19 protein-coding genes are annotated in these 23819 nt (G+C 49.9%); 15 read left to right on the top strand and 4 right to left on the bottom strand.

Going from position 1 to position 23819, the window contains the following annotated elements:
• Nucleotide 1 precedes the first annotated feature (1 nt).
• Entirely contained in the window at nt 2-3466 is a 3465-nt protein-coding gene (gene mfd / locus BTA51_RS10630) for a transcription-repair coupling factor (protein WP_094707544.1), read from the bottom strand.
• A gap of 382 nt (nt 3467-3848) precedes the next feature.
• Here mfd and BTA51_RS10625 point away from each other — a divergent pair, with 382 nt between their 5' ends.
• The 10 genes from BTA51_RS10625 (at nt 3849) to sthA (ending at nt 14386) form a co-directional block, all read left to right on the top strand.
• Nucleotides 3849-5315 (top strand): glyceraldehyde-3-phosphate dehydrogenase, encoded by a 1467-nt coding sequence (locus BTA51_RS10625; protein WP_094707426.1) that lies wholly within the window; start codon nt 3849-3851, stop codon nt 5313-5315.
• A 288-nt stretch (nt 5316-5603) separates the two neighbouring features.
• On the top strand, nt 5604-6941 hold the full coding sequence (locus BTA51_RS10620) for a Na(+)-translocating NADH-quinone reductase subunit A (protein ID WP_094707425.1): 1338 nt from the start codon (nt 5604-5606) through the stop codon (nt 6939-6941).
• Nucleotides 6942-6944: 3 nt separating this feature from the next.
• Nucleotides 6945-8144 (top strand): NADH:ubiquinone reductase (Na(+)-transporting) subunit B, encoded by a 1200-nt coding sequence (locus BTA51_RS10615; protein ID WP_094707424.1) that lies wholly within the window; start codon nt 6945-6947, stop codon nt 8142-8144.
• Nucleotides 8137-8946, top strand: a complete 810-nt coding sequence (locus BTA51_RS10610) for a Na(+)-translocating NADH-quinone reductase subunit C (RefSeq protein ID WP_094707423.1) — start codon at nt 8137-8139, stop codon at nt 8944-8946. Before BTA51_RS10615 ends, BTA51_RS10610 begins: the two co-directional genes overlap by 8 nt.
• Nucleotides 8939-9604, top strand: a complete 666-nt coding sequence (locus tag BTA51_RS10605; RefSeq protein ID WP_094707422.1) for an NADH:ubiquinone reductase (Na(+)-transporting) subunit D — start codon at nt 8939-8941, stop codon at nt 9602-9604. The genes BTA51_RS10610 and BTA51_RS10605 overlap by 8 nt, the downstream gene beginning before the upstream one ends.
• A gap of 2 nt (nt 9605-9606) precedes the next feature.
• Nucleotides 9607-10218 (top strand): NADH:ubiquinone reductase (Na(+)-transporting) subunit E, encoded by a 612-nt coding sequence (gene nqrE / locus BTA51_RS10600; protein ID WP_094707421.1) that lies wholly within the window; start codon nt 9607-9609, stop codon nt 10216-10218.
• Between the two features lie 32 nt (nt 10219-10250).
• The gene (gene nqrF / locus BTA51_RS10595) at nt 10251-11477 is read left to right on the top strand and encodes an NADH:ubiquinone reductase (Na(+)-transporting) subunit F (protein WP_094707420.1); all 1227 of its coding nucleotides are present in this window, start codon (nt 10251-10253) and stop codon (nt 11475-11477) included.
• Between the two features lie 145 nt (nt 11478-11622).
• Nucleotides 11623-12549 carry an FAD:protein FMN transferase gene (locus tag BTA51_RS10590; RefSeq protein WP_246840995.1) on the top strand — a complete coding sequence of 309 codons (927 nt, stop codon included), beginning with the start codon at nt 11623-11625 and terminating at the stop codon, nt 12547-12549.
• A 4-nt stretch (nt 12550-12553) separates the two neighbouring features.
• Nucleotides 12554-12796: a (Na+)-NQR maturation NqrM gene (gene nqrM, locus BTA51_RS10585; RefSeq protein ID WP_094707418.1), complete on the top strand. Its 243-nt coding sequence runs from the start codon at nt 12554-12556 to the stop codon at nt 12794-12796.
• Between the two features lie 195 nt (nt 12797-12991).
• A complete protein-coding gene (gene sthA, locus BTA51_RS10580; RefSeq protein ID WP_094707417.1) occupies nt 12992-14386 on the top strand; it encodes a Si-specific NAD(P)(+) transhydrogenase in 1395 nt (464 codons plus the stop codon).
• A 69-nt stretch (nt 14387-14455) separates the two neighbouring features.
• On the opposite strand, the gene BTA51_RS10575 is transcribed toward sthA, so the two are convergent.
• The 3 genes from BTA51_RS10575 to BTA51_RS10565 all read right to left on the bottom strand — a co-directional run bounded on the left by BTA51_RS10575 (nt 14456) and on the right by BTA51_RS10565 (nt 16933).
• Entirely contained in the window at nt 14456-15202 is a 747-nt protein-coding gene (locus tag BTA51_RS10575; protein WP_094707416.1) for a glycerophosphodiester phosphodiesterase family protein, read from the bottom strand.
• 54 nt (nt 15203-15256) lie between these two features.
• Nucleotides 15257-16369: a 3-deoxy-7-phosphoheptulonate synthase gene (locus BTA51_RS10570; protein ID WP_094707415.1), complete on the bottom strand. Its 1113-nt coding sequence runs from the start codon at nt 16367-16369 to the stop codon at nt 15257-15259.
• Between the two features lie 63 nt (nt 16370-16432).
• Complete coding sequence (locus BTA51_RS10565) at nt 16433-16933, bottom strand: DUF2062 domain-containing protein (RefSeq protein ID WP_256385717.1); 501 nt, start codon at nt 16931-16933, stop codon at nt 16433-16435.
• A gap of 334 nt (nt 16934-17267) precedes the next feature.
• On the opposite strand from BTA51_RS10565, the gene BTA51_RS10560 reads away from it, so the two are divergent.
• From BTA51_RS10560 to lpxK, 5 genes are all read left to right on the top strand, one after another.
• A complete protein-coding gene (locus BTA51_RS10560; RefSeq protein ID WP_094707413.1) occupies nt 17268-19784 on the top strand; it encodes a DNA internalization-related competence protein ComEC/Rec2 in 2517 nt (838 codons plus the stop codon).
• Nucleotides 19785-19869: 85 nt separating this feature from the next.
• Entirely contained in the window at nt 19870-20505 is a 636-nt protein-coding gene (locus tag BTA51_RS10555) for a MotA/TolQ/ExbB proton channel family protein (RefSeq protein ID WP_094707412.1), read from the top strand.
• Nucleotides 20502-20927, top strand: coding sequence for a biopolymer transporter ExbD (locus BTA51_RS10550; protein ID WP_094707411.1), 426 nt, complete (start codon nt 20502-20504; stop codon nt 20925-20927). Before BTA51_RS10555 ends, BTA51_RS10550 begins: the two co-directional genes overlap by 4 nt.
• 74 nt (nt 20928-21001) lie before the next feature.
• Nucleotides 21002-22759 carry a lipid A export permease/ATP-binding protein MsbA gene (gene msbA / locus BTA51_RS10545; protein WP_094707410.1) on the top strand — a complete coding sequence of 586 codons (1758 nt, stop codon included), beginning with the start codon at nt 21002-21004 and terminating at the stop codon, nt 22757-22759.
• Nucleotides 22756-23745 carry a tetraacyldisaccharide 4'-kinase gene (gene lpxK, locus BTA51_RS10540; protein WP_094707409.1) on the top strand — a complete coding sequence of 330 codons (990 nt, stop codon included), beginning with the start codon at nt 22756-22758 and terminating at the stop codon, nt 23743-23745. The genes msbA and lpxK overlap by 4 nt, the downstream gene beginning before the upstream one ends.
• Nucleotides 23746-23819 lie beyond the last annotated feature (74 nt).

Raw genomic sequence — 23819 nt, 5'->3', positions numbered from 1 at the left:
TTCATTGGGCGCGCGCTGATGAAGTCGAGAAAGTTTGCAGTAAGTTTTCAATGAATTGCAATCTTTCCTCGGCGGATTCCAGAGACTGTTGGATTTTCAGCTTATTGCCGCCATCAAGTTTGTAGCGTGCCGGCTCTTTTTGGATTAGTAGTACCAGTGTCATGGGTTCTACCTGTGTTTTATGCCCGAACTCGATAGAGCCTCCCCGGATGCCGACATCTATTTTGGTAATCCCGATTTTATCTGCCTTCAGCTTGATAGATTGCTGACGGAAGAGGTTCTTGACGGGGTCGGGAAGAAGTCCGAAGCGATCGATCATTTCAACCTGCAGATCGCGTAATGCTTCGGAATGATCCGTGTTGGCAATGCGCTTATAGAGAATGAGTCTGCCGTGGACATCCGGCAGGTATTCGTCTGGGATCAGGGCTGGAATTCTGAAATTGATGTCGCAACCGTGTGGTATTGGTTGGCTTAAATCAAGCTCTTCGCCATTTTGCATTGCTTTGACTGCGGCTTCCAATAGCTGTGAATAGAGGGAGTAACCAATATTCTGGATATGGCCGCTTTGTTCCTCGCCCAGCAATTCTCCGGCTCCCCGAATCTCCAGGTCATGGGTGGCAAGCGTGAAGCCTGCGCCAAGATCCTGGGCGTTTCCGATGGCTTCCAATCGTTTCAATGCATCTGAACTTAAGGTTCTTGGCGGTGGTGTCAGCAGATAGGCATATGCCTGGTGATGCGATCTTCCAACCCGACCTCTCAGCTGGTGCAACTGGGCAATGCCGAATTTGTCTGCCCGGTCGATCAGAATGGTGTTGGCGGAGGGGATGTCGATACCGGTCTCGATAATGGTGCTGCATATCAGGACATTGAAGCGCTTGTGGTAGAAATCAGACATGACCCGCTCCAGTTCGCGCTCCCGCATCTGGCCGTGGGCGACGCCGACTCTGGCATCGGGTACCAGAGCTTCAAGTTCTCTGGCTTCTTTCTCTATGCTGCTGACCTCGTTATGCAGGAAGAATACCTGACCTCCACGGAGAATTTCCCTGAGTACGGCTTCCTTGATCAGGCTGTCGGAACGCTCCCGTATAAAGGTCTTTACAGAAAGGCGGCGCTCCGGCGGTGTGCTGATAATGGACAAATCCCGAACTCCTTGGAGTGACAGGTTCAAGGTTCTCGGAATAGGGGTGGCGGTCATTGCGAGGATGTCGATATTGGCCCGCAGTGCCTTGATTTTCTCTTTTTGCTGCACCCCGAAACGATGCTCTTCATCGATAACCAGTAATCCCAGATCCTGGAATTTGATGTCTTTCTGCAGAAGTTTATGGGTGCCGACAACAATGTCGACTTTGCCATCCCTGAGCTTCTCCTTGATCTTGTCCACGTCCGAACCTGAACGGAATCGTGAAATGAGCTCAATTTGTATGGCGGTATCGGCAAACCGATCCTGGAAGGTTTGGAAGTGTTGCTGAGCCAGAAGCGTTGTTGGGACCAGGACGGCAACCTGCCTGCCGCTGTTGGCCGCCAAAAACGCTGCCCGCATAGCGACCTCAGTCTTGCCAAAGCCGACATCGCCGCACACCAGGCGATCCATCGGGCTGGGCTTGATCATGTCTTTCATGACGGCATCAATGGCATTGAGCTGATCCGGTGTTTCCTCAAAAGGAAATGCGGCTGCAAAAGCGCTGTAGCTCTCATCCGGTCTGGAGCAGGCAAATCCCGGATTGGCTTCCCTGCGCGCGTAGACTTCCAGCAGCTCTGCTGCGGTGTCTTTGATTTTCTCAGCCGCACTCTTCTTGGCCGCTGACCAGCGATCAGTTCCGAGTTTGGAGATCGGTACCAGCTCCTCGTTGACTCCGGTGTAGCGCGAAATCAGGTGAAGAGAAGAGACGGGGACATACAGTTTTGCGTCGTTGGCGTATTCAAGCAGCAGGAATTCCTGCTTCTGACCGTCAACCTCAAGGGTTTCCAGGCCTTTGTAGCGGCCGATACCGTGATCGATATGCACAACAGGAGAGCCGACCCGCAATTCAGTCAGGTTCTGGACGATATTATCGCCGGACTCAGTTGTTCGTTTACGTCGACGTCGTTGGGGAACCCGATCCTGGTAAAGATCCGGTTCGGCAATAATGGCGAACTGTTGCTCTGTATGGATGAAGCCCTTGGTTAATTCGGCAATGGTGATCGACCATGTGCTGTCGGTTTCCAGGCATCCCTTCCAGTTATTCCGTTCCTGCAACTTAATGCCGGCCTGTTTGAAGGTATCCAGTAATACCTGCTGTCTTCCTGCGGTCTCTGCGCAGATGACAACATGGGGGATATCCTTGGCCAGTGCTTTCAGGTTAACAAACGGGTCCGCCAGTTTTGGCTGGATGGAAATATCCGGAAGGCTTGCGAAATCTGTCGCAGACTGTTTTGAAGCCGATTGGGAAGCCTTGGGATCAGGTTGTTTTCCGGTAAATTCGGCGCGGGGAAACTGCTTTAAATGGCCGAAGAATTCGTCAGTTCTTTGGTAAATCTCCCCCGGAGGCAGGATGGGTCTTTCAATATCATGCCGCAGGTCTTCGTATCGATTGTTGAGTTCATCCCAAAAATGTTCGCTACGTTCATGAAGACCGCCGTAGAGGATTAAAGTCGCGTCATCTGCCAAATAATCAAAGATGGTGGCAGTCTGGTCGAAGAACAGTCCCAGGTAGTATTCAAGACCGGGTGAGGCAATGCTGTTCATGACATCCTGCAGGATCGGGCAATTGCGGGATGTGTTGGGGAACAGCTCGTAAAACTGATTTCTGAATCTCGTAATCGATTCCTTGGTGAGAGGGAATTCGTGAGCGGGTAACAGGTTAATCTGCTCCACCTTTTCGGAGGAGCGTTGGCTCTCGATATCAAACTCGCGGATGCTGTCGACTTCGTCATCAAACAGATCTATCCGGTAGGGGGTGTGGTGCCCAGTCGGGAAAATGTCGAGAATAGAGCCGCGGATGGCGAATTCGCCGTGCTCGAAGACCGTATCCACGCAGCGATAACCAGCCGCTTCAAGGTTTCTGCGATAGTTTGTCAGGTCCAGGGTCTGACCGTTTTCGATGACCAGGGTACTTCCCAGAATATAAGGTTTGGGCGGTAGCCGGACAAGCGCTGTTGATAGAGGGAGGATGAGCAAGCCGTGGTGGACCTTTGGCAGCTCGAACAGGCACTTGATTCTGGTTGAGATGATGTCCTGGTGTGGAGAAAACGAATCGTAGGGCAGTGTTTCCCAATCGGGTAGCGTCAGTATGGGGATATCCTTTCCGGACAGGAAAAAGCGTACAGCATTTTCCAGATGCTCCGCTGTGGGCATATCCACAGTAATTGCCACCAGAGGCTTTTTGCCGGCCTGCAGGTGTTCTGCAATAACCAGTGCGTCCATTTGTCCTGTTGGATCGCCCCAGAACACTGTCTGAGAGGAAGAGTCCGGAAGTTGATAGGTCATATCTGCCCAAAATACGTATCTGACTGAAGCGCGCATTCTAAGGATTTAGAAGAAAATTTTCTAACACAGCGCCATGAAATGACGGCGAAAGGTCATGGCTAGGCCGCTTTTCTTTGAACTCCTTCGCGATATATAAGGCATATTTCGATAGATTGACCGATGAATCCACTTAAATTTCGTTAGGGTTGGTTAGTAAAAAAACTCCATATGAGTGTTTTTGGAGCGGTTCGGAGCCGGTTATTCCACGAAAGTTTTGTATTGTAACGAACCTATTGATTTGAAACGTTATTTGACGTCAAAAATATTCGGCATGCGTTGCCTCATGGGGGGTGAAAAGAGATAATGTGCGCCCAAATTTTGCGCAGAAAAGAGGTGCATTACTGTGAGTCAAGAGAAGTTGGAAGCCTGTTTCGGCGAATGGAAGGACCGCGAAACTGTTGCCGAATCTATGATCCCTCTCATAGGGCGTTTGTATCGCAATAACAACGTCATTACATCGATCTATGGCCGCCCAATTATTAACCGCTCCGTTATCGGAATCCTGAAAGCGCACCGTTTTGTCCGCCAGGTTGCCGATCACGAGCTTTCAGTCAATAACACCTATCCAATATTGAAAATGCTCAACGAACTCGATTTGGGGCATGCGCATATCGATATCGGTAAATTGGCCATCAAATTCGAAAAGAGTGGTGGTTCCCAGTCACTGGAAGAGTTTCTGCGCGCTGAGCTGGCTGACCTTATCGGCAAGCATAGTGAAGAAAATGGTGCCGGCTCTGAAACCAAAGATGTGGTTCTATACGGTTTCGGACGTATCGGACGCCTGTTGGCCCGCATCCTGATTGAAAAGGCTGGCGGTGGCGCCAACCTCCGCCTGCGTGCCATTGTTGTGCGCAAAGGGAAGGCTGATAACGATCTGGAAAAGAGAGCCAGCTTGTTGCGTCGTGATTCTGTCCATGGTTCGTTCCAGGGCACTATTACCGTTGATGAAGAAAATCCCGCGATTATTGCCAACGGCAATTATATCAAGGTGATTTATTCTGATGCGCCGGAAGACGTGGATTACACCCAATACGGTATCGATAATGCGATCGTTATCGACAACACCGGTGTCTGGCGTGATGAAGCGGGTCTTTCCCGTCACTTGCAGTGCAAGGGTGTCAGCAGGGTTCTGTTGACGGCGCCAGGTAAGGGTGAGATCAAGAACATCGTCTTTGGTATTAACAATAACTTGATTTCCGACGACGATAGGATTCTGTCTGCAGCTTCCTGTACGACGAATGCCATCACGCCTGTACTGAAGGCGGTGAATGATGAGTTTGGTATCATTGATGGGCATGTGGAGACTGTTCACTCTTACACCAATGACCAGAATCTGATTGATAACTACCATAAAGGTAGTCGTCGTGGTCGCAGTGCGCCGTTGAACATGGTTATTACTGAAACCGGTGCAGCCAAGGCGGTAGCAAAAGCTCTTCCTGAGTTGTCGGGTAAATTGACCGGGAATGCGATTCGGGTGCCGACGCCAAACGTTTCCATGGCGATTCTGAACCTGAACCTGGATAAGGCGACTACTGTGGACGGAATTAACGGTTACCTGAGAGATATCTCATTAAATTCCGACCTCCACAAGCAGATCGACTTCACCAATTCCCCTGAAGTGGTGTCCACAGACTTTGTTGGTTCAAGGCATGCAGGTATTGTTGATGCGCAGGCCACCATCGTTAATGGTAATCGTGTGGTGCTGTATGTCTGGTACGATAACGAGGCAGGGTACAGTGCTCAGGTCATTCGAGTAGTTAATCAGATGGCTGGGGTGACCCACACCGTTTATCCAAAGACCATGAATTAATTCATCTTTTCTGAATGTGGCGGTACCTTGTCTGGTGCCGCCATTTTGCCCCTCTCTTAGACTTTAGTATTAGCCAATATTAAAAATAAAAGACTAATCGCCCTCTCTGCGGTGTAGAAAAAAGGCACTTCGGTCTCTATAATTACTGCGTTTTTTGGTTGGCTAACCCGTGCACTCCTTGTTATTCAAGGAACTTCCATCCTTTCTTCAAAATGTTCGCGTCTGCGTTCTTAGAAATCTCGCACCAGCGGTGGCCAGAAAATTTACTCTGATGATTAGGCGGGGCTAATGATCAAGATCAAAAAAGGCTTGGATCTACCTATAGCCGGAGCGCCTGCACAAGTCATTGATGACGGCAAACCTGTATCTCAGGTGGCATTAATCGGATTTGACTACAACGGCATGAAACCCACCATGGAAGTCCAGGTGGGCGATCGCGTTAAGTGCGGCCAGCTTCTTTATACTGATAAAAAAACCGAAGGTGTGCGCTATACTGCGCCGGCAAGCGGTACCGTCGCTGCTATCAATCGTGGTGAAAGACGTGTCTTTCAATCCGTTGTGATAGATATCGAAGGGGATGAGCATATTGAGTTTGCTCAATATGACAGCAACAGCCTGTCTCAACTGACCCGTGAACAGGTCGTTGAGAATCTGGTTGAGTCCGGTGAATGGACGGCTTTCAGAACCAGACCATACAGCAAAGTACCGGCAATTGATGCCGAGCCTCATTCGATCTTTGTCAATGCGATGGACAGCCATCCGCTTGCCGGAGATCCTGCGGTTGTTATTGAAACAGCCAAAGAGGATTTCAAAAACGGTCTGACCGTTATTTCCAAACTTACCCGCGGTAAGGTATTCGTTACCACCAAGCCAGGCGTATCTCTTGATCTGCCTGCCGAAGTGGCCAAGGAAGAGTTCGATGGACCTCATCCTGCTGGGTTGTCGGGTACTCATATCCATTACCTGGATCCTGTCAACGCATCTAAGTTCGTTTGGACCGTCGGATGCCAGGATGTCATCGCGATTGGTCGTTTGTTCACTACTGGGCGTAAGTCTATGGAGCGGATTGTGGCTCTGGCCGGTCCTGCTGTCAGCAAACCGCGTTTGGTGAAGACTCGCGTAGGGGCCAGCTTAACCCAGTTGACCGACGGCGAGTTGTCCATGGACGACGTCCGAATCGTGTCTGGCTCTGTCCTTGGTGGTCGCAATGCCAAAGGCAATGTGTCATTCCTGGGGCGCTATGCCGCGCAGGTTTCCTGTCTGGAAGAAGGTGATAAGCGAGAGTTTTTAGGCTGGCTTTCTCCTGGTTCCTCAAAGTTCTCTCTGCTCAATATTTACCTGTCCAAACTCAATCCCGGTAAGCTCTTCAATTTTACTACCACGACTAACGGTAGTGAGAGGGCTATGGTGCCTGTTGGTTCCTACGAACGGGTAATGCCGTTGGATATTCTGCCGACTCAACTGCTTCGTTCACTGATCGTGGGCGATACAGAAGTGGCGCAAAAGTTAGGTTGTCTGGAGTTGGATGAAGAAGACCTGGCCCTGTGTACCTTTGTGTGCCCGGGCAAATATGAATTTGGTCCAATTCTGCGCAGTAACCTCACTCTAATTGAGAAAGAGGGGTAAGACATGGGCTTAAGAGCGTTTTTGGATAAAATCGAACCGAACTTTGAGAAGGGCGGTAAATACGAAAAATGGTATGCGCTGTACGAAGCCGTGGATACCATCTTTTACACACCTGGCAAGGTAGCAACAGCCAATACCCATGTGCGTGACGGAGTGGATCTTAAGCGGATCATGATCACCGTATGGTTTTGTGTGTTTCCTGCCATGTTCTTCGGAATGTACAACGTCGGTCTTCAGGCGAATACATTCCTGATGCAGAACGGCCTGGCAATGGATGATGGCTGGAGAAATGCCATTATTGCCGCGCTGGCTGGTAACGATCCCGGCAGTATTTGGGATAACTTTATATACGGGGCGGCCTACTTCCTTCCCATTTATTTCGTGACCTTTGTGGTAGGTGGATTCTGGGAAGTCCTGTTTGCCACCATTCGTCGTCATGAAGTGAATGAAGGCTTCTTTGTTACTTCTATCCTTTTTGCTCTGATTTGTCCTCCCACCATTCCTTTGTGGCAGGTGGCACTGGGTATTTCGTTCGGTGTGGTGATTGGTAAAGAAGTATTTGGCGGAACCGGCAAAAACTTCCTGAACCCTGCATTGACTGGTCGTGCCTTCCTCTACTTTGCCTATCCAGCTCAGATTTCCGGTGATGCGGTATGGACGGCTGTGGACGGTTTCAGTGGTGCAACTCCATTGAGTGTAGCCGCTGCAGGAGGAATGGACGCGATCAAGGAAAGTATTTCCTGGATGGACATGTTCCTGGGCTTCCAGCAAGGTAGTGTAGGTGAAACCTCAACTCTGGCTGTGTTGATTGGTGGTGCTGTACTGCTGATTATGCGAATCGCCTCCTGGCGTATTGTGGCCGGTGTTATCGTAGGTATGGCTGCGACGGCAACTCTTTTCAATATGATCGGGTCTGACACAAACTACATGTTCAGTGTTCCGGCGCATTACCATTTCGTTATGGGTGGTTTTGCTTTCGGTATGATGTTCATGGCCACTGATCCGGTATCTGCGTCCATGACGGATGCTGGAAAGTGGGCGTTTGGTGCACTGGTAGGTGTGATGACTGTTCTGATTCGGGTTGTTAACCCGGCATTCCCAGAGGGCATTATGCTTGCAATCTTGTTTGCCAACCTGTTTGCTCCATTTATCGATCACATTGTGGTGCAGGCAAATGTGAAGAGGAGGCTGGCGCGTGTCTAAGTCTAATGATTCCATTCAAAAAATTGTTACCGTTGCACTGGCTCTCTGTGTAGTCTGCTCGGTCATCGTTTCAGCTTCCGTCGTGATCCTGAAGCCTGTACAGGTTCAGAACAAGACGCTTAACCTCAAGGAAAACATTCTCCGTGCCGCAGGCATGTTGAGTGCTGCGCCTACCAAGCAGGAAATTGAGGAAAAATTCGCTCAAATCACGCCTAAACTGGTCGACCTGGATACTGGCGAGTACGTTGAGCCGTCAGCAGCAGGTTTTGCTTCCATGGAAGCATTTGACCAGAAGAAAGTGGCTCAGAATCCGGATACTTCCCGAGTTCTGACTTCCGCCGAAGATCAGGCAAGCATCAAGCGCCGCGAGAAATACGCCAAGGTGTACATAGTTACAGAAGGCGATGAAATCTCCAGGGTGATCCTTCCGGTGCGTGGCTACGGTCTGTGGTCAACCCTGTATGGATTCCTGGCCTTGAAAGGCGACGCTGATACCGTTGTTGGGCTTGGTTTCTATGAGCACGGCGAAACTCCAGGGCTGGGTGGCGAAGTGGACAATCCTAATTGGAAAGCTCAGTGGCCAGGCAAAGAAGTTTATAACGAAAACGGTGAGGCAGTTGTCAGATTGGTTAAGGGTGGTGTCAATCCTGAAGCCGCGGACGCCAAATATTCCGTTGACGCTCTTTCAGGAGCCAGTCTGACCAGTCGTGGTGTGCAGAACCTGCTGCAATACTGGTTAGGTGAGGAAGGTTTTAAAACTTATTTGGATCGAGTGAGATCTGGGGAGGCAGGAAATGTCTGATGTGACGCCAAAGAAGGTTCTTCTTGAGCCGATATTATCCAACAACCCCATAGCGCTTCAAATTCTTGGTATTTGTTCCGCGCTGGCGGTGACAACCAGTTTGCAGCTGTCAATTGTTATGGGATTGGCTGTATCGCTGGTAACAGCATTTTCCAGTTTTTCGATCGCTTTGATTCGTAGTCAGATTCCGAGCAGTATCCGGATTATTGTGCAGATGACCATTATTGCCTCTCTGGTAATCGTGGTGGATCAGATTCTTCGTGCATACGCCTATGAAGTGAGCAAGCAGCTGTCGGTGTTTGTCGGTCTGATCATTACCAACTGTATCGTTATGGGGCGCGCAGAAGCGTTTGCCATGCAAAACGGACCGGTTTTGAGCTTCCTCGACGGCATCGGAAATGGTGCGGGTTATTCAACCATGTTGATTACCGTTGCCACCATTCGTGAGCTGTTTGGAGCAGGCAAGCTGTTCGGTGTCGTGATCTTTCCTACCGTGGCTAACGGTGGCTGGTACCAGCCAAACGGCCTGCTGCTGTTACCCCCGAGTGCTTTCTTTATCATCGGATTGATTATCTGGGGACTGAGAAGCTGGAAGAAAGACCAGGTTGAAAGTGCGGAATTCAAGTTGTCTGCACATAAAGTCAAGGAGGCCTTTTAATCATGTTAGAGCATTATATCAGCCTTCTGGTTAAGGCTGTCTTCGTTGAAAACATGGCGCTGGCCTTCTTCCTGGGTATGTGTACCTTTTTAGCTCTGTCCAAGAAGATGGAAGCGGCTATTGGTCTGGGGATCGCTGTCGTGGTTGTTCTGGCAGTGACGGTTCCTGTTAATAACCTGATTTATAACTCTCTGCTGCGTGAGGGAGCTCTGGCTTGGGCTGGATATCCAAATGTTGATCTCAGCTTCCTTGGTTTGTTGACCTATATTGGCGTTATCGCTGCGATAGTGCAGATACTCGAAATGGTCCTGGATAAATATTTCCCGGCACTATACAACGCCTTGGGTGTCTTCCTGCCTCTGATTACAGTGAACTGCGCCATCATGGGAGCGTCACTGTTCATGGTGGAAAGGGACTACACCTTTGGTGAGAGCGTTGTATACGGTTTCGGTGCGGGTCTGGGCTGGGCGCTGGCGATCATTGCGTTGGCCGGTATTCGTGAAAAGCTGAAGTACAGTGATGTGCCAGAAGGTCTGCGTGGCCTGGGTATCACATTTATCACTGTGGGACTGATGTCCTTGGGCTTTATGTCCTTCTCTGGCATTTCGCTATAACAACGAGCAGTTCACGAAGAAGGTAGAAACGAATGAATACTGAAATCATACTCGGCGTGGTGATGTTTACCGTCATCGTGCTGTCGCTCGTCGCGGTGATTCTTGCGGCCAGAGCGCGCTTGGTGAGCTCAGGTGATGTCACGATTGAGGTCAATGAAGATCCTGAGCATACAATTAAAACCCCAGCAGGTGGCAAGCTGCTGCAGACACTGGCCGGCGAAGGTGTATTCCTGTCTTCAGCCTGTGGCGGCGGCGGAAGCTGTGCTCAGTGTAAATGTAAGGTGCTGGAAGGTGGCGGTAGTATGCTGCCTACTGAAAAAGCGCACTTTACCCGTCGCGAGGAGCGCGAAGGCTGGCGTTTGTCCTGTCAGGTAGCTGTTAAGCAGGACATGAAAATCGAAGTACCTGAAGAAGTCTTTGGTGTTAAAAAATGGGAATGCGAGGTGGTGTCCAACCACAACGTGGCCACATTTATCAAAGAGCTGGTACTTAAGCTGCCGGATGGTGAGGTTGTTGACTTCCGTGCCGGTGGATATGTGCAGCTGGAAACACCTCCATACGATGTCAGCTTCGATCAATTTGAAATTGAAGAGAAGTTCCGTGAGGACTGGGACAAGCATAATCTGTGGCGCTTCCGTTCTGTGGTTAAGGAGCCTGTTATTCGTGCATACTCCATGGCCAACTATCCGGAAGAGCGCGGCGTGTTGAAGTTCAACATCCGTATCGCGACTCCGCCTCCAGGAACCAACTTCCCGCCAGGACAAATGTCTTCCTGGGTGTTTTCTCTCAAGCCGGGAGATAAGGTCACTGTATACGGTCCATTTGGTGAGTTTTTTGCCAAAGAGACAAATGCCGAAATGGTATTCGTCGGTGGTGGTGCAGGTATGGCTCCTATGCGTGCTCATATCTTTGACCAGCTCAAGCGGATCGGAACTGATCGTAAGATGTCGTTCTGGTACGGTGCGAGAAGCCGCCGGGAAATGTTCTACGTTGAGGACTTTGACGGCCTGGCAGAAACCAACGATAACTTTGTCTGGCATGTGGCGTTGTCTGATCCAATGCCTGAGGACAACTGGGAAGGTTATACCGGGTTCATCCACAATGTGCTTTACGAGAACTACCTGAGGGACCACCCGGCTCCTGAAGACTGTGAGTTCTACATGTGTGGACCCCCAATGATGAACGCTGCGGTTATCAAAATGCTGAAAGATCTTGGTGTTGAAGACGAGAATATTCTGCTTGATGACTTTGGTGGCTGATCTTAAAAATCAAAAAACAGTGCAGTTCATTCTGCACTGTTTTTCTCTCAGGCCCGCTGCAGTTTTAACGCTTCTACTAAGCGTTCTGGTTGCCGCGGGTTGTTCTTTTTTAGGTCCTGAGCTGCAGGCGTCGCAGGGCCAGATCATGGGTACCTGGTACCACGTAAAATGGAGCGACGAAGGGCTAGATGCTGATACCGAAGAGGTAAGCAGTGGCATCTTGAGTAAGCTGCAGGAGGTGGATTTACTGATGTCCACCTATAAGCCTGAATCCGAACTCAGTCGATTCAACCAATCTGAACCGGATGTCTGGTTTGCGCTTTCCAAGCCGACCACAGAGGTTTTTGATATCGCCCATGAGGTGAGTCAGAAGTCTGGCGGAGCTTTTGATGTTACCGTAGGCAAGTTGGTCAATATGTGGGGATTCGGTCCCCAATACAAGCCGACTCAGGTCCCATCGGATCAAGACATAGCCAAAGCGTTGTCAGAGGTTGGATTTGATGTTCTGGAGCTCGATACCGCAAGCCAGAAGATCAGGAAGAATACGCCCGTATATGTGGATCTCTCGGCCGTAGCAAAAGGCTATGCGGTAGATCGTGTGGCACTCTATCTGGAGTCACTTGGCATTAAAGGCTATATGGTCGAAGTGGGTGGCGAGGTCAGGACCAAGGGAGTGAAGCCGGACGGAAGCAAATGGCGGATTGCCGTTGAGTCTCCTGTGGTTGGGGAGCGTCGCGTGCAGGACGTGTTAGAATTGGAAGATATGGGGATGGCCACGTCCGGAGATTATCGTAATTTCTACGAAGAGGGCGGTATCCGATATTCCCATACGATCGATCCGCGGACAGGGAGGCCGATAAAGCACAGTCTGGCGTCAGTGACGGTTCTGGACCCCAGCGTTGGATATGCAGATGCCTGGGCCACAGCGATGATGGTGCTTGGTGAGGAACAAGGCTTTGAGGTTGCTGTCAAACAGAATATGGCAGTACTGTTCCTGGTAAAGGACGGCAGTGGATTTAAAGAATTGGCGACACCCGGTTTCAAGAAACTTACGGGGATGCCAAAGGAGTAAGGTCATGCAAATGTTTCTAATTGTCCTTGGGGTCATGCTGGTTCTGGTTGCTGCGATGGCAATCGGCGTCATCATGGGACGCAAACCGATATCTGGATCCTGTGGAGGAATGAGCGCTCTAGGGATGGATGTCGCCTGTGATATCTGCAAAGGTGATAAGTCGGTTTGTGAAACTGAGGTGGAAAAGGCCAAAAAGAAGGCCCAGGGTAAAGACCTGGGCTATGACGCTATGGGTTCCAATCACTAGGCCCATACAGGTGAGGGCGGATGGCGAGTGTGAAAGCTCTTCATCCGCCCTGATGATGTTTTTAGTACCGGTGGCTGCTGACTGGTTTTGGGCTATGAAGGCCCGAAGCATCTTTTAGCTGGTCACTTTTCAAATAGACGCTGCCGGTGCCAGTCAAATAACGAATAAATATTTACCAGGGGAGACCGGTTGAAGATGGCAGATCACCAGTATGACGTCGTAGTCATCGGCGCAGGGCCTGCGGGGGAAGGGGCGGCGATGAACGCCGCAAAACATGGCAAGCGCGTTGCTGTGGTCGAAGATAAGCTCCAGGTGGGCGGAAACTGTACCCACATGGGGACAATTCCTTCAAAAGCTCTAAGACACTCCGTTAGGCAGATTATCCAATTTAATACCAACACCATGTTCCGGGATATCGGCGAGCCCCGCTGGTTTTCATTTCCCCGGGTGTTGCAGAGTGCAGAAAGGGTTATCGCGAAACAGGTCAAGCTTCGGACTCGATTCTATGCCAGAAACCGTGTGGATCTTTATCGAGGCAAAGCCTATTTTCTGGATCATAACCGGGTGGAGGTCCAGGGAGGCCGTAACGGGAAGGAAGTCCTGTGTGCGCAGCAGATTATTATTGCCACGGGCTCCAGGCCCTATCTGCCGGAAGATATCGATTTTACTCATCAACGCATTTATAACAGTGACAGCGTTCTTAAGCTCAGTCACACCCCCAGATCGATGATCATCTATGGTGCAGGTGTCATCGGTTGTGAATATGCCTCCATATTTGTAGGGCTGGGGGTTAAAGTCGATCTTATAAATCCTGGCGAACGACTGCTTTCATTTCTGGATGGCGAAATTTCCGATGCCTTGAGCTATCACTTGAGAGATAACGGAGTATTGGTCCGTCACAAGGAAAAATACTCTTCCGTTGTGGCCGATGAGCGTTCGGTTGTATTGACTCTGGAAAGTGGTAAGCGAATTCGGGCTGACGCCTTTCTGTGGTGCAACGGGCGAACCGGTAATACAGATCGGTTGGGTCTTGAAAACGTTGGATTGGAGCCTAATACCAGGGGGCAGCTGACGGTTGATGAGCACTACAAAACAGACGTGCCGAATATCTATGCCGTAGGCGATGTGATTGGGTGGCCAAGTCTTGCCAGTGCTGCATATGACCAGGGGAGGTCTGCCTCAGCGGAAATCTTGAAGGACGACTACATCCGTTTTGTTAATGATGTTCCTACCGGCATATATACGATTCCGGAAATCAGTTCCGTTGGTAAAACCGAAGAGGAATTGACCGATGCCCAGATCCCCTATGAGGTTGGTCAGGCATTCTTCAAAGATCTGGCTCGCGCGCAAATTACCGGCGATACCGTCGGTATGCTGAAGATCCTGTTCCACCGGGAAACCAAAGAGTTGCTGGGAATACACTGCTTTGGTGACCAGGCCTCAGAGATCGTTCATATCGGCCAGGCCATCATGAGTCAGCCCGGTGATTTGAACACGATTGAATATTTCGTGAATACGACTTTCAACTATCCGACGATGGCAGAAGCCTACCGTGTGGCAGCATTGAATGGTTTGAACAGGATATTCTAGTCAGTGTTTGCCATAAAAAAGCCCGGCGATGCCGGGCTTTTTTGTTTGTTCGCTGTTGCGGGACGGTTGTCACTGGAAGTGAAAGGGAAGATTTTCCTGCTGCTGAAAATGCTTCAGGACATGCTGGGGATAATCCGTAATGACGCTATGGACTCCCAGTTTTTGTAGCTGAAGAATTTCAGGAATGGTGTTAACAGTCCAGGTGGAAACTTCCAGTCCGGCTTTTTTACATTCCTCCATGACGGAGCTGTCGACCAGTTTGTGATAAATGGCCAGCAGGCTGCAGCCATGTTTAACGGCGGTCTGTACGGGGCTGGGGAAGCGTCTCTGGCCCACATAGCCTGTTTCTATGCTGCTGTTCAGGCGTTTGATCTGTTGCAGAACCCAGGTGTTCGAACTGGTGACGATACAGCGGCCAAATAACTGGCGCTTTTGAATAAGCTCGACCAGACGATTACAGAGCGTGTTCAGCCGGGCTCTTGTGTCGGATTTGACCTCAAACTGAATTGATCTGAACTCTGGAATAGCATCGAGTATTTCCGAAAGCAGGGGTATTGGTGCAGATTCGTGCCAGGGGGGGATGTGCTTGCCTGCGTCCATAGCTCTTAACTCGTCCGCATTCAGGTCTGCGATTTTACCTGTTTGTCCGGTGGTTCTATCAACTGTCTTGTCGTGAATGACAATCAGCTGGCCGTCCAAACTGAGTTGGACGTCGAGTTCAAAATAGCGGATGCCGGCTTCATAGGCTTTGGCAAAAGAGATGACAGTGTTTTCCGGAGCTTCGGCTTTTGCTCCACGATGACCAACAATGATCATAATTCCCTTATTCCTGATATGAATATTCTGTGTTTGGTTTTTTGTTCAGATCGATCACAGATCTGTCTGATAAATCTTTTGTCTTTTTAGATAGGTTTCCCGGCACAACTCCATGTCATCCAGGAATCTGGGGAGATCCGGGATGGTTAATGCCTGTGGTCCGTCGACAAAGGCTTCTGACGGATGAGGGTGGAAATCTATTAGTACCATGTTGGCGCCAGAGATGACGCCTTGCGCGGCGGCATGAATAACATCAAGTATGCCGCTGGGATCCCGGTCATGATTGCCCACTGAATGGGAGGGGTCAACACAGACCGGCATACGGGTCAGACGCTTCACTACCGGCACATGGGCGAAATCCACCAGATTTCGGTGTGGATTGCCGGCTTCAGTTTTCATACCCCGCAGGCAGAAAACAACATTGGCATTGCCTTCGCTTGCCAGATACTCCGCGGCATTTAATGACTCGTTCAGCGTAATGCCGAAGCCGCGTTTCAGTAATGATGGAAATTGCTTCTGTCTGCCAATCGCTTTTAACAGTTCGAAGTTCTGAGTATTTCTGGTGCCGATCTGAAGCATGACACCTGTGGGGTTTCCTGTTTGCTCCAGAGCCTCATGGATTTCTTCAATATGGCTCTCGTGGGTGATTTCCATGGCAATCACCTTGATGTCATATTTGCCAGCCAGTTCGAAGACGTAGGGAAGGCAGTTTTTTCCGTGTCCTTGGAATGTGTAGGGGCTGGTTCGCGGCTTGTAAGCGCCCATTCTGGTGCATTGCTGGCCATGTGCTTTGAGAGCCCGCATCATCTCTTCGACATTCTTGGGGTTGTCAACGGCGCAGAGTCCGGCAAATAGATGAAAGCTGTCCTGATCAAAAGTAACGCCGTTGTATTCGAAGCCTGTTGTGCGCTTCTCATCATGGTGTCTGCCCAGGATTCGATATTCTTCGGAGATCCTGATCACCCGTTCAACTGCCGGCAGCGCGCTGATTTCGTCCGAGCTCAGTTTCTTTGTGTCCCCCAGTAGGTAAATTTCAGTCAGTTTCTGCTGCTTACCCTGGATGTCATGAACCCGGTAGCTGACATCCGCCAGGCATTCCAGGTGTTCAATGGTAAGGCGATATTCTTCAGAATGTTTGTCAGTGTCGGGGTGAAGGATAAGTAGCATACTGATCTCTCGGCAAATAAGTGATACAAGCAATTAAGATGATACAAGTAAATAATCAGGCTATTAGCTGCGACTGGCTCGTTTTTGTTGGCGTACATGCCATTCACGGCGGATTTTTCGTCTCCATAAAAACTCAACGATGGCATAAGACAGCACGGCAAAGAAAACGCCACACACAAGTGAGCCAAAATAAAGTGGCAAGCCGATTTCATATAGCTTTTCGGTGAACCAGGCAAGGCTTAGTTCAAAGTCAAAATGCATGGTGGGTGTGCCGAGAATATAAGCTCCGACAAGGTAATTAAAATAAAAGATCGGAGGCATGGTCACCGGGTTGCTGATCCATACAAGGGCCACCGAGAGTGGAAGGTTGCAATTCACCCAGACAGCGACAAAAGCGGCTAATACCATTTGGAATGGCATGGGAATAAAGCTGCAGAAAATCCCCACCAGAAACGCTTTGGACACAGCATGTCGATTTATATGCCAAAGATTCGGTTCATGCAGTACATCTCCCAGGAACCCCAATGCTTTATTCGCGCGAATTTTCTCGGGGGTTGGGAGCATCTTTTTTATGAAATTTTTCGGCATTGATGTTACAACTTCTCTAAATAGGCCCTGTCAGCCCGTTTAAATAATATTATATGCCCGCATATTTATTGCAGGTTGATGTCAGGTGTATTTGTGCCTTAAGTGTTTCTGTATCTAAAAAGTAATGCCGCAACAGCCAAGGTTCCCGGTACCTGATTATTTCTGCCGCCCGGCGGCAGAGAAATATACAGCATTTAGTGATGATTATGCAGCTAAATAGCCGGGTTTAGGTAATGACTGATAATTAACCTGCGCTACCGGAATGGACGCCGGAATATATTAGATTGAAGTTCGTAATAAGGAAACCGTTATGCGATCACGGATGATTGCGTTTCTCTCGGGTTGGTACGCTGTATTGGTATTTGGGCCATGGCAGCATGCCATAGAATCCGCAGTAAAAACTCACCACACATATGCCGCGCCGATATTTGGTATTGGCTTAATTGCTGCTATTGGCTTAATTACGGCTATTGGGTTAATTGCCAGGGTCTTAATTGTCAGGACCTCCTGTTTAAAAGCCAGAATGTTGATTGCCCGTAGACTGGGTATGATCGTTCTGATGCTTTTCGGGGCAGGAGCTGCTGCACTTCTGATTTATCAAAAATCCCATGAATTGCCTGTTTGGGTCGATGGCAAGGAGGCTGTTGTCATTGGCGAAATCTGTGGCGATGGAAATACTTCTGCCAATGAAGACTCTGCCCATGAATACGGAAACGGAAAGACAGCTTTTGTCAGCAAATACCTGCTGTGTGCCAGTCATATTGAGGTAATGTCCGCTGGGCGCTCATGGAAGGCCCCGGTCGGGCGTCATAAACTTCTGCTGGCTTGCTATTACTGTGTCTATACCCTTGAGCCGGGAATCCGCTACGTACTGAATATTAGAATTAAATCCAAGCATCCCCTGCAAAACTTCAGTCGACCATTCGCCTGGCAAAAGGCATGGGCTTCTCCCTGGATGGCTTATGGAAGTATTCGCCAAGTCGTGAGTGTAGAGAAGCTTTCCAAATCAACAGCGCTTGATGTTACCGGAAAAGTCAGAGAACGAATTTCTGAATTGTTGGCAGAGTCTCCAAGCAATTCGAGTCTCAGGGCGCTGATTCTGGGCGATCGTGGGCATCTATCCGCTTTGCAGAAGGAGCAATTGAATCGATCCGGTCTTACCCATCTTATGGTGATTTCCGGATTGCACATTGGAATGATCGCCACTTTCGGATTTTTGTTGGCCAGGATACTGGTGAGGCGATGCAGGCGAAAAGTGCAACTGGTCGTTGGATCGTTGAGTGCGCTGATGTTCCTTCTGGCTTTTGTTGCAGTCGTTGATTTTGGTGTGCCTGTATTACGGGCTTCCTGCACGACGATCATCGGCATCCTGGTGATGCATCTTCGCGCATCGGGACTGATGTCTTCCTGGATGATCGGTGTGCTCCTTATATGTAGTTTGGTCAGTCCCTTTGCCATATTTGAAGCAGGTTTCTGGCTGTCGTTCTTTGGGGTCGGCATATTATTGCTGATGTTTGGGCGCCGTCTGCAAATAGGTCGATCAAAGATAGGGACACTCTGGCGCGGCCAAATCGGTTTTTTCCTTGGGATGTCAGGAATCCTGGTGATTGGCTTTGGTCAGATTTCCACCGGAGGGATTCTGGCAAACCTGATTGCGGTTCCGTTGATTTGTCTTCTGATTTTGCCGTTAACAGTGCTTGCTTTGATTCTGGGGATGCTATCGACTGTGCTGAGCGATCCGGTGTTTTCACTTGTGTCAGGACTGTTTGATATTTTTTGGTGGGTGTCCGGATGGGCAGCGGAATTTCCTGTCCTGGTTTTCGATCCCGGTTACATATCCGCTTCTGCACTGCTGGCTGTAGGCGGCGCCATCCTGTTGCACTTCCGGTTACCTATGGCTGCCTGGGGTGTCCCTGTCATCATTTTGGCGGGACTCAGAGGTTACGAGGGAGGATTGCCGTCATTTACGGTTGAAGTATTCGATGTGGGTCAGGGATTGTCGGTAATGGCCGGCTACAAAGATACGACCATGCTTTATGACGCAGGCCCCCGCTATGAATATTGGGATGCCGGCAGATCTATCCTGGCTCCCGCTTTGAAGCGGTACGGCGTTCGTGATCTCGATCCAATTATCATCAGCCATGGCGATACGGATCATGCTGGAGGATTGTCGTCGCTTCTGGAAGTCGTATCGACAGATAACCTCTTATCCGGGGAACCCGGTCGGGTGCCAGGAAGCAGGCTGTGTTCGACAAATGCCTTAAATTCTTTGAATACCCTAAATACCTTAAATCCCAAGGAGGAAGAGCAGGGCATGCGCGTGGAATTGTTATGGCCGGTTCGGGGTCGGGGTAAGGGCAAATCCGGGATGGATATGGAAGCTGTCAGAGGATCTGCCAATAATCATTCCTGTGTTGTGAAAGTGTCCTATAGCGATTTCTCGATATTATTGACCGGCGATATTGAAGCCGATGTTCAGCGCCGAATATTGGAATACTCCAGGGAGAAGCTGCAGGCCAATGTATTGGTACTGCCTCATCATGGTAGTGGAAATGCCTTTGTGCCGGAGTTTCTATCTGCCGTCAGACCGCAAATAGCGATTGTCAGTACCGGGCATCTTAATGCATTTGGCCATCCACACAGGTTGTTTCGGCAATGGTTTAAGAACCGGGGAATTCCGCTGATGAATACTGCGGAGCATGGGGCGATCAGGATCGTTGCGGAAGACAGGATCGTTGCGGACGAAGAGAAGAATGGCAAAATTAATTGGGTGGTGACCACCGCGCGATCGGATTTTGAGCGATATTCCTTTGTTACCAATCAATAATGTGAGGCTTTTCACAGTGTTTCTGAAGTGACTGTATCCGGCAGGCTATGCTAAAGTATGGCGATTTTTTGTAGGAGGCAATTGAGTGTACGAATTGTTGAAAGCGGGCGGTCTGATCATGATCCCCATTCTGCTGTGTTCCATTCTGGCACTGGCGATCATCATAGAAAGATTCTGGACGTTGAGGCCCGGGAAGATTGCCCCGCAGTCAATTGTGAATGACTTGATGGCCCGTCTGAAGAAAAAAGAACTTAACGGCAGAAGACTTAAGGAACTGCAACAGGAATCCCCTTTAGGTCGTGTACTTGCCGCCGGCTTGCTTAATGCCAAGCACGGACGTGAAATAATGAAGGAGAGTATCGAGGAAGAAGCCAGTCATGTGGTTCACGAACTTGAACGCTTCCTGACGGCTTTGGGTACCGTTGCCGCCGTGACTCCATTGTTGGGTCTGCTGGGTACGGTTATCGGTATGATCGATGTGTTTGCTGAGATTCAGGTTGCTGGTACCGGCAATACTCAGGTTTTGGCAGGAGGGATCTCCAAAGCGCTGATTACCACCGCGGCAGGTTTGACGATTGCCATTCCAGCGCTGGTTTGTCACCGCTTCTTCCAGCGTAAGGTCGATGAGATCGTTGTTGAAATGGAACAGCAGGCTCTGAAACTGGTGGAAGTCGTTCACGGAGACCGTGATGTCGATATCGAAGGGGCCAAGACCAAGTGAAATTCCGACGTCAGAATAAAGAAGAGTTGTCAGTCAATGTGACACCTCTTATTGATGTGGTCTTTCTGTTGCTGATTTTCTTCATGGTATCGACCACATTTACCAAAGAAAGCCATCTGGAAGTCGAGCTTCCAAAGGCTTCAGGCACGCCTGTTGAAGCTGAAGTCGATATGGTGGAAGTGGTGATTAACCGGGACGGCCAATACACGGTAAATGGCCGGGTTCTGATCAACAGTCAGATAGGCACATTAAAGCGGGCAGTGGAGAAACTGTCCGACGGCAATAATAAGCTACCCTTTATCGTGACCGCGGATGCCAAGACTCCCCACGAGTTTGTGGTTCGAGCGATGGATATAGCCGGTCAACTGGGATACAAAAAGCTTAGTATTACAACGGAACGTTCGGAAGATGGCAGCAACTAAGCTGCCTTATTCATTTATGTAGTGCTTTTCATTCTTGCGAAAGCCTTAAACCGGACTAATAGAGACACGTTGCCGTGAGTAAAACGAATAACCAATATGCCGGCTGGCAGGTGTACAAGCGCCTGTTGGGTTACCTGAAGCCGGCCTGGTGGGCGTTTCTGATTTCGATCGTCGGGAACCTCACCTACGCCCTTGCCAGTGCCGCGATGGCGCCTGCCATGAAATTTGTGGTGGAAGCCATTGAAAACCCTTCTGATCGAAACAGAATCCTGGTTCCCCTACTGATCATCGCGGTTTTTTCCATAAGAGGAATCGGTTCATTTTTCAGCACCTATTTCATGGCGTTTGTCTCCCGTGAAATTGTGCACAGTATGCGAACACAGTTGTTTTCGCGAATTATCAGGCTCCCCTGTAGCTTTTTTGATGCCAATTCAACAGGGCATCTGGTGTCCAAGATTACCTACAACGTCGAGCAGGTTACGGGTGCCGCGACCAACGCTATTACGGTGATTCTGCGCGAAGGATTTACAGTGATTGGGCTGCTGGGGTTCATGCTCTATTCGAACTGGCGACTGACATTGGTGTTCCTGGCGGTTGGACCGGTGATAGGGGTGCTGGTCAGCTTTATCACCAAAAAGTTTCGGAATATCAGTAACAAAATTCAGACCTCCATGGGCGATGTGACCCATGTGGCATCCGAGACCTTCAATGGTTACCGCGTTATGCGAACCTTCGGAGGCGAAAGCCATGAGGAGGAGCGGTTTACCGGTGCCAGTGCAAATAATATTGCGCAGAATCTCAAGCTTTCTTTTACCCAGGCAATATCGACGCCGATCATCCAGATGCTTATTTCCATCGCGATCGCGGTGCTGGTATGGCTGGCTCTGTCGCCACAGGTGCTGCAGAACATGAGCTCCGGTGAATTTATTGCCTTCATAACAGCAGCCACTACATGCGCCAAGCCAGTCAGACAGCTGACTGAAGTCAATGCGATTGTGCAGAGGGGGATTGCAGCATCACAAGATGTGTTTGCCCAGATTGATGAAGATGTTGAGAGAGATCTTGGAGCCGTTACGCTGGACAAATGTGAAGGCGATATCCGTATTTCAAATCTCTCTTTTTCCTACCCTGGCGCTGAGAAAAAGGTGTTGGACAACATCAGTCTGCATATCCCGGCAGGGAAGACAGTGGCCTTGGTGGGCCGCTCAGGAAGCGGAAAGTCCACGCTGGCCAGTTTGATTCCCCGTTTTTATGATTATCAGGATGGTGATATCACCTTGGATGGGATCTCACTCAAGGAGTTCAAGCTGGCAAGTCTGCGGGAACAGATATCCCTGGTGACCCAGCAGGTGACACTGTTCAATGATTCTGTCGCGAATAATATTGCCTATGGAACGTTGAAAGGCGCTCCGTTGGCCAATATTGAAAAAGCGGCGGAGGCCGCCCACGCGATTGAATTCATAGGGAGTCTGGATCGCGGCTTCGATACGGTGTTGGGAGACAACGGAGTCAACCTTTCCGGCGGGCAGCGACAAAGGTTGGCGATTGCCAGGGCATTGTTGAAAGATTCTCCTATCCTGATCCTGGACGAAGCAACTTCTGCATTGGATACGCATGCTGAACGCCATATCCAGGCGGCGCTTGAGAATGTCATGAAAGACCGTACAACGCTGGTGATTGCCCATCGTTTGTCCACTATCGAAAGTGCAGATCTGATTGTTGTCATGGAGCAGGGTAGAATTGTTGAAACCGGAACCCATGATGAGCTGATTTCGCAACAGGGAGCGTACGCGGCATTACATCAATTACAATTCAGCGAAGCTGAGGCATGACCCGCTTTATCGAACGAGTCTGGTATGGAAAGAATCTCTGGTGGTTACTTTTCCTGCCGCTTACGTTTGTCTACATGTCGGTCGTATTATTCAGAAAAGGATATTACAGGCTCATTCGAGGGGATAAGGCGGTTTCTGATGTCCCGGTCATCGTGGTCGGTAATGTTACCGTCGGCGGTACCGGCAAGACGCCCTTGGTCATGGCGCTGGTCGGTTATCTGGAATCCATTGGTTATCGACCCGGTGTGATCAGTCGGGGATATGGAGGCAATGCGAGTGTCTACCCTCACGTCGTCGAGCCTGAAGATTCGCCGGCTGTCAGTGGAGATGAGCCTTTATTGATCCGCAGAAGAGCTGGAGTACCTGTGGTCGTCGATCCCAACCGCACGGCTGCTTTGGGATGCCTTCTGGATAAATTTCATTGTAATGTCGTCATCAGTGATGATGGGTTGCAGCACCTGAAGCTTCCGCGGGATATGGAGATTGTAGTGATCGATGGCGCGAGAGGGCTTGGGAATCGCTGGTGTCTCCCCTCCGGCCCCATGAGAGAATCTGCGGAACGTTTAAAAAACGTGGATTTTGTCATTGCGAACGGCAAGGCGGGATTGCCTGTTGATTATGAGATGACACTGAAACCGACCCGGCTGGTGGCTGTAAACGGAGACGAAGTGCAGGCAACTGAGTTGTTTGCTGGTCGCACCGTGCATGCCGTTGCCGGTATTGGGAATCCGGAGCGTTTTTTTTCCACGCTGGAAGCTCTCGGGATGAAAGTGGTGCGCCATGCGTTTCCTGATCACCATGTATATCAGGCGGATGACCTGGTTTTCGAAGATGGGTTTCCGGTCGTCATGACAGAAAAAGACGCGGTTAAATGTGGCGCTTTCAAAGTCAAAGAACTGTGGTATCTTGAGGTGGAAGGCGGGCTGTCAAAGGCCTTTTTCGGACAAGTCGGCCAGCGCCTTCAGGAAATCTCATCCAGCAGGTGATCGAAAAGCGATGGTCACCTGGCAAGAGGCAACGATAATCCTCGTTTGGGTAACCGGTACAAAATATTTTTCGG

Source organism: Hahella sp. CCB-MM4 (assembly GCF_002260525.1).
GTDB lineage: Bacteria > Pseudomonadota > Gammaproteobacteria > Pseudomonadales > Oleiphilaceae > Hahella.
Note: the sequence above shows the minus strand (reverse complement) of the source record. Positions and strands in the feature narration are given on the sequence as shown.

Excerpts from the sequence above, each read along its gene's own strand:
- mfd (WP_094707544.1), bottom strand. The coding sequence starts at position 3,466 with ATGACCTATCAACTTCCGGACTCTTCCTCTCAGACAGTGTTCTGGGGC.
- BTA51_RS10620 (WP_094707425.1), top strand. The coding sequence starts at position 5,604 with ATGATCAAGATCAAAAAAGGCTTGGATCTACCTATAGCCGGAGCGCCT.
- BTA51_RS10615 (WP_094707424.1), top strand. The coding sequence starts at position 6,945 with ATGGGCTTAAGAGCGTTTTTGGATAAAATCGAACCGAACTTTGAGAAG.
- BTA51_RS10605 (WP_094707422.1), top strand. The coding sequence starts at position 8,939 with ATGTCTGATGTGACGCCAAAGAAGGTTCTTCTTGAGCCGATATTATCC.
- nqrE (WP_094707421.1), top strand. The coding sequence starts at position 9,607 with ATGTTAGAGCATTATATCAGCCTTCTGGTTAAGGCTGTCTTCGTTGAA.
- nqrF (WP_094707420.1), top strand. The coding sequence starts at position 10,251 with ATGAATACTGAAATCATACTCGGCGTGGTGATGTTTACCGTCATCGTG.
- BTA51_RS10590 (WP_246840995.1), top strand. The coding sequence starts at position 11,623 with ATGGGTACCTGGTACCACGTAAAATGGAGCGACGAAGGGCTAGATGCT.
- nqrM (WP_094707418.1), top strand. The coding sequence starts at position 12,554 with ATGCAAATGTTTCTAATTGTCCTTGGGGTCATGCTGGTTCTGGTTGCT.
- sthA (WP_094707417.1), top strand. The coding sequence starts at position 12,992 with ATGGCAGATCACCAGTATGACGTCGTAGTCATCGGCGCAGGGCCTGCG.
- BTA51_RS10575 (WP_094707416.1), bottom strand. The coding sequence starts at position 15,202 with ATGATCATTGTTGGTCATCGTGGAGCAAAAGCCGAAGCTCCGGAAAAC.
- BTA51_RS10570 (WP_094707415.1), bottom strand. The coding sequence starts at position 16,369 with ATGCTACTTATCCTTCACCCCGACACTGACAAACATTCTGAAGAATAT.
- BTA51_RS10565 (WP_256385717.1), bottom strand. The coding sequence starts at position 16,933 with ATGCTCCCAACCCCCGAGAAAATTCGCGCGAATAAAGCATTGGGGTTC.
- BTA51_RS10560 (WP_094707413.1), top strand. The coding sequence starts at position 17,268 with ATGCGATCACGGATGATTGCGTTTCTCTCGGGTTGGTACGCTGTATTG.
- lpxK (WP_094707409.1), top strand. The coding sequence starts at position 22,756 with ATGACCCGCTTTATCGAACGAGTCTGGTATGGAAAGAATCTCTGGTGG.